This is a genomic window from Streptomyces sp. NPDC058880 (assembly GCF_042742535.1).
In the GTDB taxonomy this organism is placed as follows: Bacteria; Actinomycetota; Actinomycetes; order Streptomycetales; family Streptomycetaceae; genus Streptomyces.
In genome coordinates this window covers 80,619-95,707 of record NZ_JBHYMC010000018.1, presented here as the reverse complement: position 1 = coordinate 95,707, position 15,089 = coordinate 80,619, and the positions used below count along the sequence as shown (strand labels likewise).

The window sequence follows — 15,089 nt, the reverse complement described above, 5'->3', positions numbered from 1 at the left end:
CCGTACGAGCCCCGCGTACCGCAGGACCCGCACCCGATGGCGCGGCGGGTGCAGCGCGTTCTGCATCCCGTCAATGCCCGGCTCGACGAGCACCTGCCCATCGATCACAAGCTCAGCCAGGTGTACCGGGTCGGGGCGGGGCTGACCGGTCTGTTGCTGGTGGTCTTCGGGATCCTGGGCCTGGTCGACCGGATCGGGTTCTTCGACACGGGCGGGGACACCGTGCTCGCGTTGAACACCAACGGTGCGCTGAGTGTCCTGTCGATCTGCATCGGCGGGCTGCTCATCGTCGGGATGGTGCTGGGCGGGACCTTCGCCTCGACGCTGAACATCGTGCTGGGCGTGTTGTTCATCGCGAGCGGGTTCGTGAACCTGGCGCTGCTCGACACCGGGCTGAACTTCCTGGCCTTCCAGATCCAGAACGTGCTGTTCAGCTTCGTCGTCGGCGTGATGCTGATGTGGTTCGGGATGTACGGGCGGGTGGGCAGCGCGCTGCCGCACGACAATCCGTACTGGCGGGCCCGTCACCCTGAGCAGGCGGCCCGGGAGGACCGGGCGAGGCTGGCGCGCGGGCAGCTCGCGCGGCCCGACGCCGTCTAGGTGTCGGGGGACGGCGCCGGCCCACCCGCCGCGGCGCCGGCCCACCCGCCGCGGCGCCGGCCCACCCGTCGCGGCACCGGCGCCGACCCGCCGGGCGTCGCACCGGCACCGACCCGCCCGGGGTAGCCCCCGACCACCGCCGTCCTCTCCTTCCCACACGCCGTCCCGCGTCCCACCGGCCGGCCCCGACACCGTGTGCGAGCCGGCCGGGAGTCGTAGCGCGCGGGCGCCGCGCGCGCTTAGCCTGTGTGCATGCCTCGTTACGAATTCCGCTGCCGGACCTGCGACGACACCTTTGAGGTCAGCCGCCCCATGGCCGAGTCCTCCGCCCCTGCCGACTGCCCGGCCGGGCACGCCGACACCGTGAAGCTGCTGTCCGCCGTCGCCGTGGGCGGGGCGGGCCGCGCGCCCGCGGCTGCGGCCGCGCGCCCCATGGGCGGTGCGGGCGGGGGCTGCTGCGGTGGCGGCGGCTGCGGCTGACGCTGCTGCCTGCCAGCGCCCGTCTAGCGCTTGCGCGAGAGCGTCAGGCCGTCCGAGATCGCCAGGAGGACGGAGTCCATGCGCGGATCCGCGGCGACGTGGTCGTTGAAGGCGCGCACGCCGGCCGCCGAGCCGGTGGCCGACTCGTCGAGGACCGTGCCGTGGAACAGGGTGTTGTCCGTGACGATCAGACCGCCGGGACGCAGCCGCGGGACGAGCTCCTCCCAGTAGGCGATCTGGCTCTCCTTGTCGGCGTCCACGTAGGCCATGTCGATGTGCGGCTCGGTGGGCATCGCCCGCAGGGTCTCCAGGGCCGGCGCGATGCGCAGCTCGATGCGGTCGGCGACGCCGGCCTCCTCCCAGGCCTGCCTGCCGTACGCCGTCCACTCCTCGGAGACGTCGCAGGCGATGAGGCGGCCATCGGCGGGCAGCGCCTGGGCCATCGACAGGGCCGAGAAGCCGGTGAAGGTGCCGATCTCGACGATGTGGCGGGCGCCGGTCAGGCGGACGAGGAAGGCCAGCAGGGGTCCCTGCTCCTCCGCGGACTGCATCCCGGCGACGTCCGGGAACGCGGCATAGGTCCTCGCAACCAGCCCCCGCTGGACGGAGTCCAGCGGGGGGTTGTGGTCGAGCATGTAGCGGTACAGCTCGTCTGTGATCTTCGTGCTGTTGCCTTTGGTCATGCGTCCAGTCTGCCGAGCCGACCGGCCTCGCGGGCGAATGCGCGCACGATTTCCTCGCCGGCCAGGACGCCCGCTTCGGCGAGCGCGGTCACCGAGGGGGCCGTCCAGTGCGCGTCGGCCAGTTCCCCATGGCCCGGGCGCCAGGCGGCGTCGGCCGCCAGCAGCAGGTCGGCGTCCAGGAGGGAGTCGCCGGCGGCGAGGGTGGTGGTCGCCCCGGTCCTGCGGGCGACCTCGCGCATCGCCGCGCTCTTGGTGAGCGGGCGCGGCACGGCATAGATCTTCCGGCCCTGGAGGGAGACCGTCCAGCCGCGGGGCCCGGCCCACTCCGCCAGGGACTTGAGCCATGCGTCGGGAACCAGGGGGCGTTCGACGACGAGGTAGGCGAAGAGGTCCTCGGCCACCCGTGCCTTGCGCAGCCACGCCGGGTCGGCGACGGACGACAGGTGCTCGCGGACCTCCTCCAGCGGGGCGCACTCCTCGGCCAGGCGCGCCGCGACCTGTCGCCGCCACTCGCGGTCCGGCACGCCGTCGACGAGGAGCTGCCCGCCGTTGGCGCAGATCGCGTACCGGGCCGGGCGGCCGGGGAAGCGGATGCGCTGGTACTGCTTGCGCGTGCGGGTGGTGGTGGGGACGAAGACGACGGACGGGTCCTCGGTGAGCTCCGCCAGCAGCGCCGCTGCCGTCTCCGTCATGTAGGACAGCGGCTTGCTCTCGTGGACCTCGACGCAGAGCAGGCGGGGGGCCACCGGGTCGGGCATGGTCAGACCGAGGGCGGCCGCCGAGTAGATGAGCGTACGGTCGAGGTCACTGGCTACGAGGACAGTCACTGGGTGGCCACAGCCTTTCCGTCGGCGCCGGTGGCGCCGCGCGTGAATCGGGGGTGGATGAGCCCGACGCAGGTGTAGGGCAGGTCGTCGGCCTCTTCCACCGGGACGCCGCGCTGCTCGGCGAGCAGCCGTACGTGGTCCAGGTCGGACCCGGCGCCGCGCTGCGCCAGGATCTTCCAGGGCACCCGGCGCAGGAGCACGCGGGTGGTCTCGCCGACGCCGGGCTTGACGAGGTTCACGTCGTGGATGCCGTACTCCTCGCTGATCCGCTCGACCGCCGCCCAGCCCTCCCAGGTCGGCGTGCGGTCGGCCGCGAGGAGTTCCTTGACCTCCTCGTCGACGGCGTCCGCGACGTCGTCGAAGTGGGCGGCGACGGCGTCGACGAATTCGGCGGAGACGTCGGCTCCGGCGAGCTCGCGGTAGAACTTCGCGCCGTGGAAGTCGGATGGCCCGACCAGGTCGGACCTCAGAACCGTACGCGAGATGAGCCCGGAGACGGTGGAGTTGAGGCAGGCGGAGGGGATCAGGAAGTCCTCCCGGGTGCCGTAGGTGGGCACGCACGAGCCGGGGTCGGCGAGGACGACGACCTCCGGGTCGAAGCCGGGGAACTCCTTCAGGGCGTCCCTGAGCTCACGGGTGATGGCGCCCTTGCCGGTCCAGCCGTCGACGAAGACGACGTCGGCGGGATCGTGGTGGGCGGCCAGCCAGCGCAGGGCGTTGGCGTCGATGCCGCGGCCGCGCACGATGGAGACGGCGTAGTGCGGGAGGTCCAGGCCGTGCCGGGCGCGGGCCCAGCGGCGCATCAGGACGCCCACGGGGGTGCCGGCGCGGGCGAGGGAGACCAGGACCGGGGAGGGGGAGCGTTCGGCGAGGACGGTCTCGGTGACCGTGCCGACGGCGCGGGCCACGCGGGCGGCGGAGGCGGTCAGCGCGCTGCGGTAGAGCTCCTGGTACTGGGGCGAGGGCTGGTACTCGACGGGCAGGGACTCGGCGTAGTGCGCGCCGCCGGCCTGGATAGCCTCCTCGCGCTCCTCGGTGGGGGCTTCGAGCTGGACGCCGGAGAGGTCCTGGAGCAGCCAGCCGACGTCCTCGGGGGCGTAGGAGGAGAAGGCGGGGCCGCGCAGCGGCTCGGGCATGGTCGGCTCCTGCCGGGTGTCGGGGGTGCTGAAGGCCGTGCCCGGCGGCAGGGGCGCCGTGGACGGTGTGTAGGAGGGGACGACGGCCAGGACGAGGCGGCCGGTGTGCGGGGCGAGGGCGGCGAGGAGTCCTGTGTGCAGTTCGGGGGTGTCGCCGGCCGAGTCCACGACGGCGACGACGGTGTCGAAGCCGGAGCCGTCCGCCGGGCGGGCGACGTTGTAGGCGTAGCGGTCGCCGGGGCCGTCGGCGGGGGTGTCGTGGGCGGGGAAGACGAGGCGGGTGCGGATGGCGTAGCCGGGGTCGTCCACGGCCAGCACCGGGGAGCGCGTGGTGGTGGAGAAGCGGACCTCGCGGGCCGCGCCCGTCTCCTCCAGCGCCTTGGCCAGGCGCAGCGGCGCGTACATCAGCTCCTCGTTGCCGAGGACGAGGACCCGTCCGGGATCGGCGCCGAGGGCGGCCCCGAGGCGGGCGGTGAGGTCGGGCAGGGCGGCCTCCAGACGCTCGCGGTGCAGCGGGTGGAAGCCGTGCCGGCCGCCGTCGGGGAGCCCGTGCGGCCACCGCAGGTCGACGTGCAGGACGGGCCGCGGGGAGCCCGCCGGTCCGGCCGCGTCCGCCGCGTCCGTCTGCTCGTGCTCCTCCACCAGCGCCTTCCCCTTGGCCAGCACCCCGTCGGGGAGGGACACCGTGCCGGAGGCGAGGGCGATCAGGTCCACGCGTGCGCCCAGCTCGGCGGCGAAGGCCGTGAGCCGGTCGCGGTCGGCCGGGGAGCGCATGTCGACGAGGGCGACGACCACGTACCGCGAGCGGGGGTGACGGGCGTGCAGGTCGCGGATGGTGTTGAGGACGGTGTTGCCGGTGGAGAACTCGTCGTCGACCAGGACGAGCGGCCCGTCGCCGGCGAGGAGCGCGGGGTCTTCGGGCAGCAGCAGGTGGGAGGTGGCGTGCGAGTGTGCCTCTTCGAAGCCGCCCGCCGCCGTGACGCCGGGGACGGGCCGGCGGGTGGAGTGCAGGTACGGGGCGGATCCCAGGCCGTCGGCGACGCAGTGGCCGAGTCCGGTGGCGGTCTCGGCGTAGCCGAGGACCACGGCCGTCGCCGCGGCCTCGTCGCCGAGCAGGGCCCGTACGCGTGTTCCGAGCCCGAACCCGGCGGCGTACACCGTGCTCGGGGACTGCGGGACGTGCTTGCCCAGCACCTGCGAGACCAGCAGGTGTGCGCGCTTGGGGTTGCGCCGCAGGGCCATCCCGAGCAGGTCCGTCAGCCGCGGGCTCAGCCGCGGACCGGGCCGCGGCCCCCCTTCGGAGTCGTGCAGGGCGACTCCCAGCCGGTCCGCGACCCAGGTACCCGACCACACCTCGTCGATCGTCTTGCCCTTCCTCGTCGTCTGCTTCGGCACCGGCTCGCTCACACCTGGAGCCCGGCCGTGAGCAGGTCGACGAAGCCGACCTGCTCCTTCGCCACACCGAAGGCCTCGGCGCGCAGCATGGTGCGCTCGGCCCAGGCCCGGTGGGGCTTGATCTCGTTCATTTTGTTCGTATAAGCCGAACGCATCACTCCGCCCCCGCCGCGCTCGGGCCTCAGGATGTCCTCGGCGTCGCAGAACTCCTCGTGGGAGACCACCGACAGGGCGTGCACGGGTGTGACGTGGGCGGGGTGGATGCAGGTCTTGCCGAGCAGCCCGTTGGCCCGGTCGAGCTCGATCTCGCGCAGCAGTCCGTCCAGGTCGTGTTCGATCAGCGCGGTGCGCAGTTCCTCGACGCCCTCCTCCAGGAAGGGGCTGCGGCGCAGCTGGGGCTTGAAGAGGCGCTGCTGGCTGCGGAAGTACTCCCAGACGGGGCCGGTCACGGTGAATCCGGTGCCGTCGGCCCGGCTGAGGACGTTGACGACGTCCGCGATGACGCCGGCGACGATCTGGACGTCGTAGGCGGTCATGTCCGGGGTGCGGCGCAGTCCGTAGGCGGAGCAGAAGTCGGTGACTCCGAGGCGCAGTGCCAGGACCCGGTCGCGGTGGCTGTTGACCGTGCGGGAGATCCCGGCGAGGGCTTCCACGCGGGTTTCCAGGTGGAGGAGTTCCGGCGTCTCCAGGACGGGCATGGCATACAGCCGGTCCCGTCCGCTCACGGCCTCCGCGTCGGCGACGGCTTCGAGGAAGGGGATGCCGCGCCGTTCGTCGAACTTCGGAAGTACGAATCCGGCCAGGTGCCGTACCGAGGGGCCCAGGCGGCGTGCCAGGTCCGGTATCTGGTCGGGCGTGCGGACGCGGATGAAGAGCAGCGGGAGCTCGCCGGCGTCGGCGTCGAGGTCGCGGAACTGGCGGACGAGGTTGTTCTCGGCGTCGAGGACATCGGCGTCGCTGATCGAATCCTCCAGGCAGAGGACCATCGAGACGACTCCGCGGCCGGCCTGCTTGCGGATGTCCGCTGCCAGCGCCGGGCGGGTGGCGGGGCTGTAGAGGGTGGCCCCGAGGGCCGCCGCGAGGAGACGGGCGGGTGAGGTCCCGGTGAACTCCGCCGGTTCCTGGTGGAAGAGGTCCTTACGGACCGTGGGCGATATGTGCCCAAAGTGACGCATGTGCTTCCCCCGTACAACCTCGGCGGCCCAACTGGCATGGCCGGTAATAGTACGTACGAACGTGAACGAAGAGTTCCTCAAGCACATGAAGTTCAGGTAACCCACTTGCACGATGCCCAGCTCGCACGATCGGTACAAGGCCCTACGGGGGGCCGCATTGTCCCGCTCCACCCCGGGAGGGCAGGATGACGTGCATGACGCACGCGATGCAGAAGGGCTCGAACATCCCGGTGGCCCCCGTGGCGGTCCGGGCGGTGCTGCGCTGGACCGGCGGCCCCGAGGTGCCGGACGTGGACGCCTCGGCGCTGCTGGTGGGCCCGGACGGCCGGGTGCGTTCGGACGAGGACTTCGTCTTCTACAACCAGCCCCGGCACCCCTCGGGGGCGGTCTGGCGCCTCGGCAAGAAGCAGGTGGGCGACGCCGTCACCGATGCCGTCCAGGCCGACCTGCGCACGGTGACCCCGAGCGTGGACCGGATCCTGGTGGTCGCCTCGGCCGAGGACGTCCCCTTCCAACGGGTCCGCGACCTGCGGATCCTGCTGTACGACGCCACCGCGACCGGTGGCTCCGAGCCGCTGGCCTACTTCGACGTACGGCCCGAGACCGGCGCGGAGACGGCGCTGATCTGCGGCGAGCTGTACCGCCGGGGCGACGGGTGGAAGTTCCGGGCGCTCGGCGAGGGCTACTCCGACGGCCTGGTGGGGCTGGCGACCGACCACGGGATCGCGGTCGACGAGAACGCCGCCGAGCCCGACGCCGGCGCGGCCGCCGGACCCGGGGCCCCCGCAGCGGGTCCGGGCGCCGACGAGACCGCTGCGATGGCGCCGCCGACGCAGGCCCCGCCGGCCGCCCCGCCCGCCTACGGCTACCCGCAGCCGGTGTCCCCGGTGCCGGGCCCGGGCGGCGACCCGACCTTCCGGCTGCCGGCGCAAGGCCCCCAGTTCATCCGCCGCTGAGAGCGCACCCCGGAGGCGCTCCGGCAGCCGCGGGAGGGACTGCCGAAGGCCCGGGGGACCGGGCGCACCGGGAGGCCTCGGGGCGGCTGCGGTCACCTCTTGGCGCTCTTGTAGCCCCTCCCCCACTGGAGCCCCCAGCCGTAGAGCCGGTCCAGCTCGGACTGGAACCCGTACACGAACTTCACCTCGCGCTTGACGACGAGCTCGCCCTTGACCTTCTCCAGGGAGACGACGGCGCAGGAGCGGGCCTGCGGGTGCCGCTCGTCCAGCGGGATCTCGATCCTCGGGCCGGTCACGGGATAGAGGGTGACCATGGCGTGCGTCCGGTCGAAGGCCGGGGTCTGGTCGTAGATGTAGACGAAGACGAGCATCCGCTTGATCTCGTCAGCGTGGTCGAGGTTGATGTAGAGGGTCTCCCCCGAACCCGATCCGAACCGGTCGTCACCGCTGAGCTTGACGTACGGCGGGTCGTTGAGGTCGCCCAGCAGGTTGCCCAGCGGCTGGACGGCGCCGCGGGTGCCGTCCGCCAGCTCGTACAAGCAGCCCATGTCGAGGTCGACGTTGACCATGCCCTGGGTGTGTGCCTGCACGATGTCCGGCTTGAACAGCTTGAACGGATGGCGGAAGAGCTGGCCGCTCTGGCCGGAACGGCCGCCGATGTCCGAGGTGCGCATGCGCCAGGACAGGTTGACGCGCAGGTTGCCGTGGACGGCGCCCTGCCTGGTGAGCGACACCGTCGAATGTCGCTTGGTCAGCTCGATCGCGTTCGACGAGGCACTGCCCGACTGGAACTGCACGGCTCGGCTGCCCATGATGCCGTCGAAGAAGCCCATCCCCTACCCCCCTGGTCCTGATCCCCTGGTCTGATCCCCTGGTCCCCGCGAGGACTACGGAGAACGGGGCGGCCCGCCGGGCCCGTGAGCCCGGTGGACCGCCCCGCAAGGGAGCGTTCCGCATTAACGCCGCGGTCATGCCTCGACGGAGGAACCCTCCAGTTCCAGGCGCTTGTTGCGGCGCACCGAGGACCAGAAGGAGGCGGCGATCAGCACCACGCCGATGAGGCCGGTGATGATCTCGCTGATCTCGTACTGGATGGTGACGAGCAGGATGGCGGCGAGCGCACCGATCGCGTAGTGCGCGCCGTGCTCCAGGAAGACGTAGTCGTCCAGGGTGCCCTGGCGGACCAGGTAGACCGTGAGCGAACGGACGTACATGGCTCCGATGCCGAGGCCGAGCGCCATCCAGAAGATGTGGTTGGTGATGGCGAAGGCGCCGATGACCCCGTCGAAGGAGAACGAGGCGTCGAGGACCTCCAGGTAGAGGAAGAGGAAGAACGCGGCCTTGCCGGCGAGGCCGACGGCGGACACGGGCTTGCCCGCGGCCTTGGCCTTCTCCTCCTCCTCGTGCTCGCGCTCCTCTTCCTCCTCCAGCTTGTCCTCGAAGTACGAGGACAAGCCGCCGACGATCAGGTAGGTGATCAGGCCGGCGACGCCGGCGAGCAGCACGGTGGCGGACTTGTCGGTGTTGCCGGTGCTGGTGTGGGCGTTGACGGCGAAGGTCATCGCCGAGACCAGCAGGGCGATCAACGCGACGCAGACCGACAACATGTCGACCTTGCCGAGCTTGGCCAGCGGACGCTCCAGCCACGCGAGCCACTTGTGGTCGCGCTCCTCGAAGATGAAGTCGAGGAAGATCATCAGCAGGAACATTCCGCCAAACGCGGCGATGGCCGGATGGGCGTCGGTGACCAGGGCCTCGTACTGGTCGGGCTGATCCAGAGCCAGCTCGATCGCCTCGATGGGGCCGACCTTCGCACTGATGGCGACAATCGCCACCGGGAAGACCAGCCTCATGCCGAAGACGGCGATCAGGATGCCGACAGTGAGGAAGATCTTCTGCCAGAAGGCATTCATCTTCTTCAGGATTCCGGCATTGACGACCGCGTTGTCGAAGGACAGCGAGATTTCGAGGATCGACAGGATCAGTACGACCCCGAACGCCTCCCACCCCCACTGCCACGCGGCGAAGGCGAGGCCGAGCGCCGTGATGGCGAACGACCAGCCGAAGGTTTTCAGAACCACTGGCACCTGACACCCCATGCGTCTTGAAAGGCTTTACGAAACGTTGACCCCGAAGTCTAGAGCGATGCCCCTCAGGCCCGACGCGTACCCCTGCCCCACCGCACGGAACTTCCATTCGCCGCCGTACCGGTAGACCTCGCCGAAGATCATCGCGGTCTCGCTGGAGGCGTCCTCGGAGAGGTCGTAGCGGGCCAGTTCCTGGCCGTCGGCCTGGTTGACCACACGGATGAAAGCGTTGCTGACCTGGCCGAAGCTCTGCCGGCGGGTGTCCGCCTCGTGGATCGAGACCGGAAAGACGATCTTGTCCACCTCGGCCGGCACCTTGGTGAGGTCGATGATGATCGACTCGTCGTCGCCCTCACCCTCGCCCGTGAGGTTGTCCCCCGTGTGTTCGACGGAGCCGTCGGGGCTCTTCAGGTTGTTGTAGAAGACGAAGTACTCGTCCCCCAGCACCCGGCCGCCGTTGCAGAGCAGCGCGCTGGCATCGAGGTCGAAATCGGCTCCCGTGGTCGAGCGCGCGTCCCATCCGAGACCGATCAGAACCCTGGTGAGGTTCGGCGCGGCCTTGGACAGGGAGACATTGCCCCCCTTGGCGAGTGTGACGCCCATGTTGTGGTCCTCCCCGGACGACGGTGTGGCGGTGTGACGGATGGTTCGGCGTGGCGGTGGTGCGGTGCTGCGCGCGAAGCACGTCCGGCGCCGTACACACAGTGCACGGCGCCGGACGGACGGACTTCTCGGACTCAGACGTTGACGCCGAAGTCCTGCGCGATGCCGCGCAGGCCGGAGGCGTAGCCCTGACCGATGGCGCGGAACTTCCACTCCGCGCCGTTGCGGTAGAGCTCGCCGAAGACCATGGCGGTCTCGGTCGAGGCGTCCTCGGAGAGGTCGTAGCGGGCGAGCTCGGTGTTGTCGGCCTGGTTCACCACGCGGATGTAGGCGTTGCGGACCTGACCGAAGCTCTGCTGGCGGGTCTCGGCCTCGTAGATCGAGACAGGGAAGACGATCTTGGCGACGTCACCCGGGACGCCGGCGAGGTTGACCTTGATCGCCTCGTCGTCGCCCTCGCCCTCACCGGTGGTGTTGTCACCCGTGTGCTCGACCGAGCCGTCGGGGCTCTTCAGGTTGTTGAAGAAGACGAAGTTCGCATCGCTGGCGACCTTGCCCTGGTCGTTGGTCAGGATCGCGCTGGCGTCGAGGTCGAAGTCGACACCGGTGGTGGTGCGAGCGTCCCAGCCCAGACCGACGATGACCGCCGTCAGGTTAGGCGCGGCCTTGGTCAGCGAGACGTTGCCGCCCTTGCTGAGGCTGACTCCCACGGGTCCTCCATTGGTTGCTGTGTGGGGCGGTGCCCCGTCGTGCGGTTGCTACCGGATCAACGTTTCGATCCTAGTGACGGGTTCCCGCCCGTTGGCGGTTTTCGCAGGGAACCGCGCGCGACGAGCCGCGCGGACGCCATCAGAGGCTGTCGAGCGCCTTGATGTACTCGTTCAGGTCACGCGCGTCGGGCAGTCCGTTGACGACAGTCCAGCGCACCACGCCGTCCTTGTCGATGATGAAGGTGCCGCGGACCGCGCAGCCCTTGTCCTCGTCGAAGACTCCGTAGGCGCGCGAGGTCTCGCCGTGCGGCCAGAAGTCCGACAGCAGCGGGTACTCCAGGCCCTCCTGCTCGCCGAAGACCCGCAGGGTCGGCACGGAGTCGTTGGAGACGGCGAGGAGCTGGACATCGTCGTTCTGGAAGCGCGGAAGCTGGTCGCGCAGCTCGCAGAGTTCACCGGTGCAGACACCGGTGAACGCGAACGGGTAGAAGAGCAGCACCACGGCCTTCTCCCCCCGGAAATCGGAGAGCCGCACGGTGGCACCGTGGTTGTCCTTGAGCTCGAAGTCCGGGGCCTTGTCGCCGACCTCGATCGCCATCTCTCGCATCCCTTCGTTCCTGCATCCCGGCATTGGGCTGTTCGGGTGAGTCAAAGCCTAGGTCCTGACCGGGCGTGCCCGGGTCTGTGAAACGCGCGGAACGCACACACCCCGCCGACCGGGGGCACCTGGTCGGCGGGGTGTGGAAGCGTGTCCGCTCGGCAGCGGGCGCGGCTCAGCGCTTGGACTTGGCGGCGGTCTTGGGCGTCACCAGCTTGGTGGCGGCCCATTCCTTGCCGACGCTGACGCTCCTGGTCTGCGAGAGACCGGCCGTCTCGGCCGCCTCGCTGATGTCGCTGGCCTCGACGTAGCCGTCACGGCCCGTCTTGGGGGTCAGCAGCAGGATCAGTGCGCCGTCCTCGACCAGCTCGGTGGCATCGACCAGCGCGTCCGTCAGATCGCCGTCGTCCTCGCGGAACCACAGCAGCACCGCGTCGGCGACATCGTCGTAGTCCTCGTCGACGAGTTCGCCGACGAGCTCCTCGACGAGGTCACGGAATTCCTGATCGACGTCGTCGTCGTAGCCGATCTCCTGGACCACCTGTTCGGACTGGAAACCCAGCCGGGCGGCCAGGCTCTCCGCGTGGTCCGCGGTCGCGCTCACGGGGTGCCTCCTGCTCATGTTCGGTGAATGTCTTCGGCGGCGCGCGTACGCGCAGCATTGGGCGTAGTCCACACGGGCGCGGCGGATCGCGCAAGTACCCGGCCGCCGAGACCGTCGAAACGGTGACGATTACGGCCGTCTCGCCTCAACTTTCAGCACACTCGTGTGCACCATTGGTGATTCATCCCACACCATTCCAGCTCATTCGCATCGCATGAGGACTTTCCTACCTGTTTGAGGGACGAACGGCCTCCCGGGGCCGCCGACCGGCTGGGGCGTAAGGTTGCGATTTGGTCGCACCCGCCACCCCCCACCGCGGAACCGGACCCGCCCGCACCTTGCCGGATCTCCCCGCCGATCGCAGGGGTTACCCAGTGGTACGGATGACGATTACGGCCGAGCGTAAGACCATGGGAGGCGGCGCACCCAAGGCGCGACTCCCCCGACAGCGAAGGAACAGCGTGGCTTCCGCATCCGATCGCAATCCGATCATCATTGGCGGCCTGCCGAGTCAGGTCCCGGACTTCGATCCGGAGGAGACGCAGGAGTGGCTCGACTCCCTGGACGCAGCGGTCGACGAGCGGGGCCGCGAACGGGCCCGCTACCTCATGCTGCGGCTGATCGAGCGGGCGCGCGAGAGGCGCGTGGCCGTGCCCGAGATGCGCAGCACGGACTACGTGAACACGATCGCGACCAAGGACGAGCCGTTCTTCCCCGGAAACGAGGAGATCGAGCGCAAGGTCCTGAACGCCACCCGGTGGAACGCGGCCGTGATGGTCTCGCGCGCCCAGCGTCCCGGGATCGGCGTCGGCGGCCACATCGCCACGTTCGCCTCCTCCGCTTCCCTCTACGACGTGGGTTTCAACCACTTCTTCCGGGGCAAGGACGAGGGCGACGGCGGCGACCAGATCTTCTTCCAGGGCCACGCCTCCCCCGGCATCTACGCCCGCGCCTTCCTCCTGGACCGGCTGACCGAGCAGCAGCTCGACGCGTTCCGCCAGGAGAAGTCGAAGGCCCCGTACGGCCTCTCCAGCTACCCGCACCCGCGGCTGATGCCGGACTTCTGGGAGTTCCCGACCGTCTCGATGGGCCTCGGTCCGCTGGGGGCGATCTACCAGGCCCGGATGAACCGCTACATGGAGGCGCGCGGGATCGCGGACACCTCCAAGTCCCACGTTTGGGCGTATCTGGGCGACGGCGAGATGGACGAGCCGGAGTCGCTCGGCCAGCTGTCGATCGCCGCCCGCGAGGGCCTGGACAACCTGACCTTCGTGGTGAACTGCAACCTGCAGCGCCTCGACGGCCCGGTCCGCGGCAACGGCAAGATCATCCAGGAGCTGGAGTCGCAGTTCCGGGGCGCCGGCTGGAACGTCATCAAGCTGATCTGGGACCGTTCCTGGGACCCGCTGCTGGCCCAGGACCGCGACGGCATCCTGGTCAACAAGATGAACTCCACGCCCGACGGGCAGTTCCAGACGTACGCCACCGAGTCGGGTGCCTACATCCGCGAGCACTTCTTCGGCGGCGACCAGCGGCTGCGCGCGATGGTCGAGAACATGACCGACTACCAGATCCAGCACCTGGGTCGCGGCGGTCACGACCACAAGAAGGTCTACGCGGCGTACGCGGCGGCCAAGGCTCACAAGGGCCAGCCGACGGTGATCCTGGCCCAGACGGTGAAGGGCTGGACGCTCGGTCCGAACTTCGAGGGCCGCAACGCCACGCACCAGATGAAGAAGCTCACGGTCGACGACCTCAAGCGCTTCCGCGACCGCCTGCACATCCCGATCACGGACGCGCAGCTGGAGAGCGGCGCCCCGCCGTACTACCACCCGGGCCGCAATTCCCCCGAGATCCAGTACATGCACGACCAGCGCAGCGCGCACGGCGGCTACGTGCCGACGCGGGTGGTGCGTGCCGAGCCTCTCCCGCTGCCCGACGAGAAGACGTACGCGGCCGCCAAGAAGGGCTCGGGCCAGCAGTCGATCGCCACCACGATGGCCTTCGTCCGCATCCTGAAGGACCTGATGCGGGACAAGGAGATCGGCAAGCGCTTCGTGCTGATCGCGCCCGACGAGTACCGCACCTTCGGCATGGACGCCTTCTTCCCGAGCGCCAAGATCTACAACCCGCTGGGCCAGCAGTACGAGGCGGTCGACCGCGACCTGCTGCTGGCCTACAAGGAGTCCCCGACCGGCCAGATGCTGCACGACGGCATCTCCGAGGCGGGCTGCACGGCGTCGCTCATCGCCGCGGGTTCGGCGTACGCGACGCACGGCGAACCGCTGATCCCGGTGTACGTCTTCTATTCGATGTTCGGCTTCCAGCGCACGGGTGACCAGTTCTGGCAGATGGCCGACCAGCTGGCGCGCGGTTTCGTGCTGGGTGCGACCGCCGGACGGACCACCCTCACGGGTGAGGGTCTGCAGCACGCGGACGGCCACTCCCAGCTGCTGGCCTCCACGAACCCGGGCTGTGTGGCGTACGACCCGGCGTACGGGTACGAGATCGCGCACATCGTCCAGGACGGTCTGCGCCGGATGTACGGCCCCGAGGCCGAGGACGTCTTCTACTACCTGACCGTCTACAACGAGCCGATCCAGCACCCGGCGGAACCTGCGGACGTCGACGTGGAGGGCATCCTCCAGGGCATCCACCGGGTCTCGCAGGGCACCGCGGGCGCCGTCCCGGCCCAGCTGATGGCATCCGGTGTGGCGGTGCCGTGGGCCCTGGAGGCCCAGCGGATCCTCGCCGAGGAGTGGAACGTCCGGGCGGACGTCTGGTCGGCGACCTCCTGGAACGAGCTGCGTCGCGAAGCCGTCGAGGTGGAGGAGTACAACCTGCTCCACCCCGAGGAGGAGCAGCGCGTGCCCTACGTGACGCGGAAGCTGTCAGGTGCGGAGGGGCCGTTCGTGGCGGTCTCGGACTGGATGCGGTCCGTTCCGGACCAGATCTCGCGGTGGGTGCCCGGCGCGTACACCTCGCTGGGCGCGGACGGCTTCGGCTTCGCGGACACCCGCGGTGCGGCCCGGCGGTTCTTCCACATCGACGCCCAGTCCGTGGTGCTGGCGACGCTGACCGAGCTGGCCAGGGCGGGGAAGGTGGACCGCTCGGTGCTGAAGCAGGCCGTCGACAAGTACCAGCTGCTCGACGTGGCGGCGGCGGACCCGGGCGCGGCCGGCGGCGACGCCTGACCCCAGCGGGGTCCGGACGGAGGGACCGCACGCGGGGCGTC

14 protein-coding genes are annotated in these 15,089 nt (G+C 70.1%); 4 read left to right on the top strand and 10 right to left on the bottom strand.

All coding sequences use genetic code 11. From position 1 onward, the window contains the following. Nucleotides 1-36 precede the first annotated feature (36 nt). Both ACFW2G_RS13720 and ACFW2G_RS13715 read left to right on the top strand, forming a co-directional pair. Complete coding sequence (locus tag ACFW2G_RS13720) at nt 37-600, top strand: DUF4383 domain-containing protein (RefSeq protein WP_384448807.1); 564 nt, start codon at nt 37-39, stop codon at nt 598-600. 252 nt (nt 601-852) lie between these two features. Then, the gene (locus ACFW2G_RS13715; protein WP_037924459.1) at nt 853-1,080 is read left to right on the top strand and encodes a zinc ribbon domain-containing protein; all 228 of its coding nucleotides are present in this window, start codon (nt 853-855) and stop codon (nt 1,078-1,080) included. Nucleotides 1,081-1,103: 23 nt separating this feature from the next. On the opposite strand, the gene ACFW2G_RS13710 is transcribed toward ACFW2G_RS13715, so the two are convergent. Genes ACFW2G_RS13710 through ACFW2G_RS13695 form a run of 4 tightly spaced genes read right to left on the bottom strand, consistent with a single transcriptional unit; the run spans nt 1,104 to nt 6,296 of the window. Then, the gene (locus ACFW2G_RS13710) at nt 1,104-1,763 is read right to left on the bottom strand and encodes an O-methyltransferase (RefSeq protein ID WP_037924024.1); all 660 of its coding nucleotides are present in this window, start codon (nt 1,761-1,763) and stop codon (nt 1,104-1,106) included. Then, nucleotides 1,760-2,590 carry an HAD family hydrolase gene (locus ACFW2G_RS13705; protein ID WP_384448648.1) on the bottom strand — a complete coding sequence of 277 codons (831 nt, stop codon included), beginning with the start codon at nt 2,588-2,590 and terminating at the stop codon, nt 1,760-1,762. The genes ACFW2G_RS13710 and ACFW2G_RS13705 overlap by 4 nt, the downstream gene beginning before the upstream one ends. Next, on the bottom strand, nt 2,587-5,121 hold the full coding sequence (locus tag ACFW2G_RS13700) for a phosphoribosyltransferase (RefSeq protein ID WP_384448651.1): 2,535 nt from the start codon (nt 5,119-5,121) through the stop codon (nt 2,587-2,589). The genes ACFW2G_RS13705 and ACFW2G_RS13700 overlap by 4 nt, the downstream gene beginning before the upstream one ends. A gap of 8 nt (nt 5,122-5,129) precedes the next feature. After that, complete coding sequence (locus ACFW2G_RS13695) at nt 5,130-6,296, bottom strand: HpcH/HpaI aldolase/citrate lyase family protein (protein WP_384448654.1); 1,167 nt, start codon at nt 6,294-6,296, stop codon at nt 5,130-5,132. Between the two features lie 194 nt (nt 6,297-6,490). On the opposite strand from ACFW2G_RS13695, the gene ACFW2G_RS13690 reads away from it, so the two are divergent. Beyond that, nucleotides 6,491-7,252, top strand: coding sequence for a TerD family protein (locus ACFW2G_RS13690; RefSeq protein WP_037924018.1), 762 nt, complete (start codon nt 6,491-6,493; stop codon nt 7,250-7,252). Between the two features lie 92 nt (nt 7,253-7,344). Here the strand turns inward: ACFW2G_RS13690 and ACFW2G_RS13685 are convergent, their stop codons facing one another. From ACFW2G_RS13685 to ACFW2G_RS13660, 6 genes are all read right to left on the bottom strand, one after another. Beyond that, nucleotides 7,345-8,085: a Tellurium resistance gene (locus ACFW2G_RS13685; RefSeq protein ID WP_384448658.1), complete on the bottom strand. Its 741-nt coding sequence runs from the start codon at nt 8,083-8,085 to the stop codon at nt 7,345-7,347. Nucleotides 8,086-8,220: 135 nt separating this feature from the next. Beyond that, entirely contained in the window at nt 8,221-9,333 is a 1,113-nt protein-coding gene (locus tag ACFW2G_RS13680; RefSeq protein ID WP_037924014.1) for a DUF475 domain-containing protein, read from the bottom strand. Between the two features lie 33 nt (nt 9,334-9,366). Further along, a complete protein-coding gene (locus ACFW2G_RS13675) occupies nt 9,367-9,942 on the bottom strand; it encodes a TerD family protein (protein ID WP_037924012.1) in 576 nt (191 codons plus the stop codon). A gap of 134 nt (nt 9,943-10,076) precedes the next feature. Further along, a complete protein-coding gene (locus ACFW2G_RS13670) occupies nt 10,077-10,652 on the bottom strand; it encodes a TerD family protein (protein ID WP_030657021.1) in 576 nt (191 codons plus the stop codon). 139 nt (nt 10,653-10,791) lie between these two features. Beyond that, a complete protein-coding gene (locus ACFW2G_RS13665) occupies nt 10,792-11,250 on the bottom strand; it encodes a peroxiredoxin (RefSeq protein WP_030819487.1) in 459 nt (152 codons plus the stop codon). Nucleotides 11,251-11,425: 175 nt separating this feature from the next. Then, nucleotides 11,426-11,854 carry a DUF3052 domain-containing protein gene (locus ACFW2G_RS13660; protein ID WP_030026015.1) on the bottom strand — a complete coding sequence of 143 codons (429 nt, stop codon included), beginning with the start codon at nt 11,852-11,854 and terminating at the stop codon, nt 11,426-11,428. Between the two features lie 461 nt (nt 11,855-12,315). Between ACFW2G_RS13660 and aceE the strand changes: the two genes are divergently transcribed. Next, nucleotides 12,316-15,048 (top strand): pyruvate dehydrogenase (acetyl-transferring), homodimeric type, encoded by a 2,733-nt coding sequence (aceE, locus tag ACFW2G_RS13655; protein WP_384448663.1) that lies wholly within the window; start codon nt 12,316-12,318, stop codon nt 15,046-15,048. Nucleotides 15,049-15,089 lie beyond the last annotated feature (41 nt).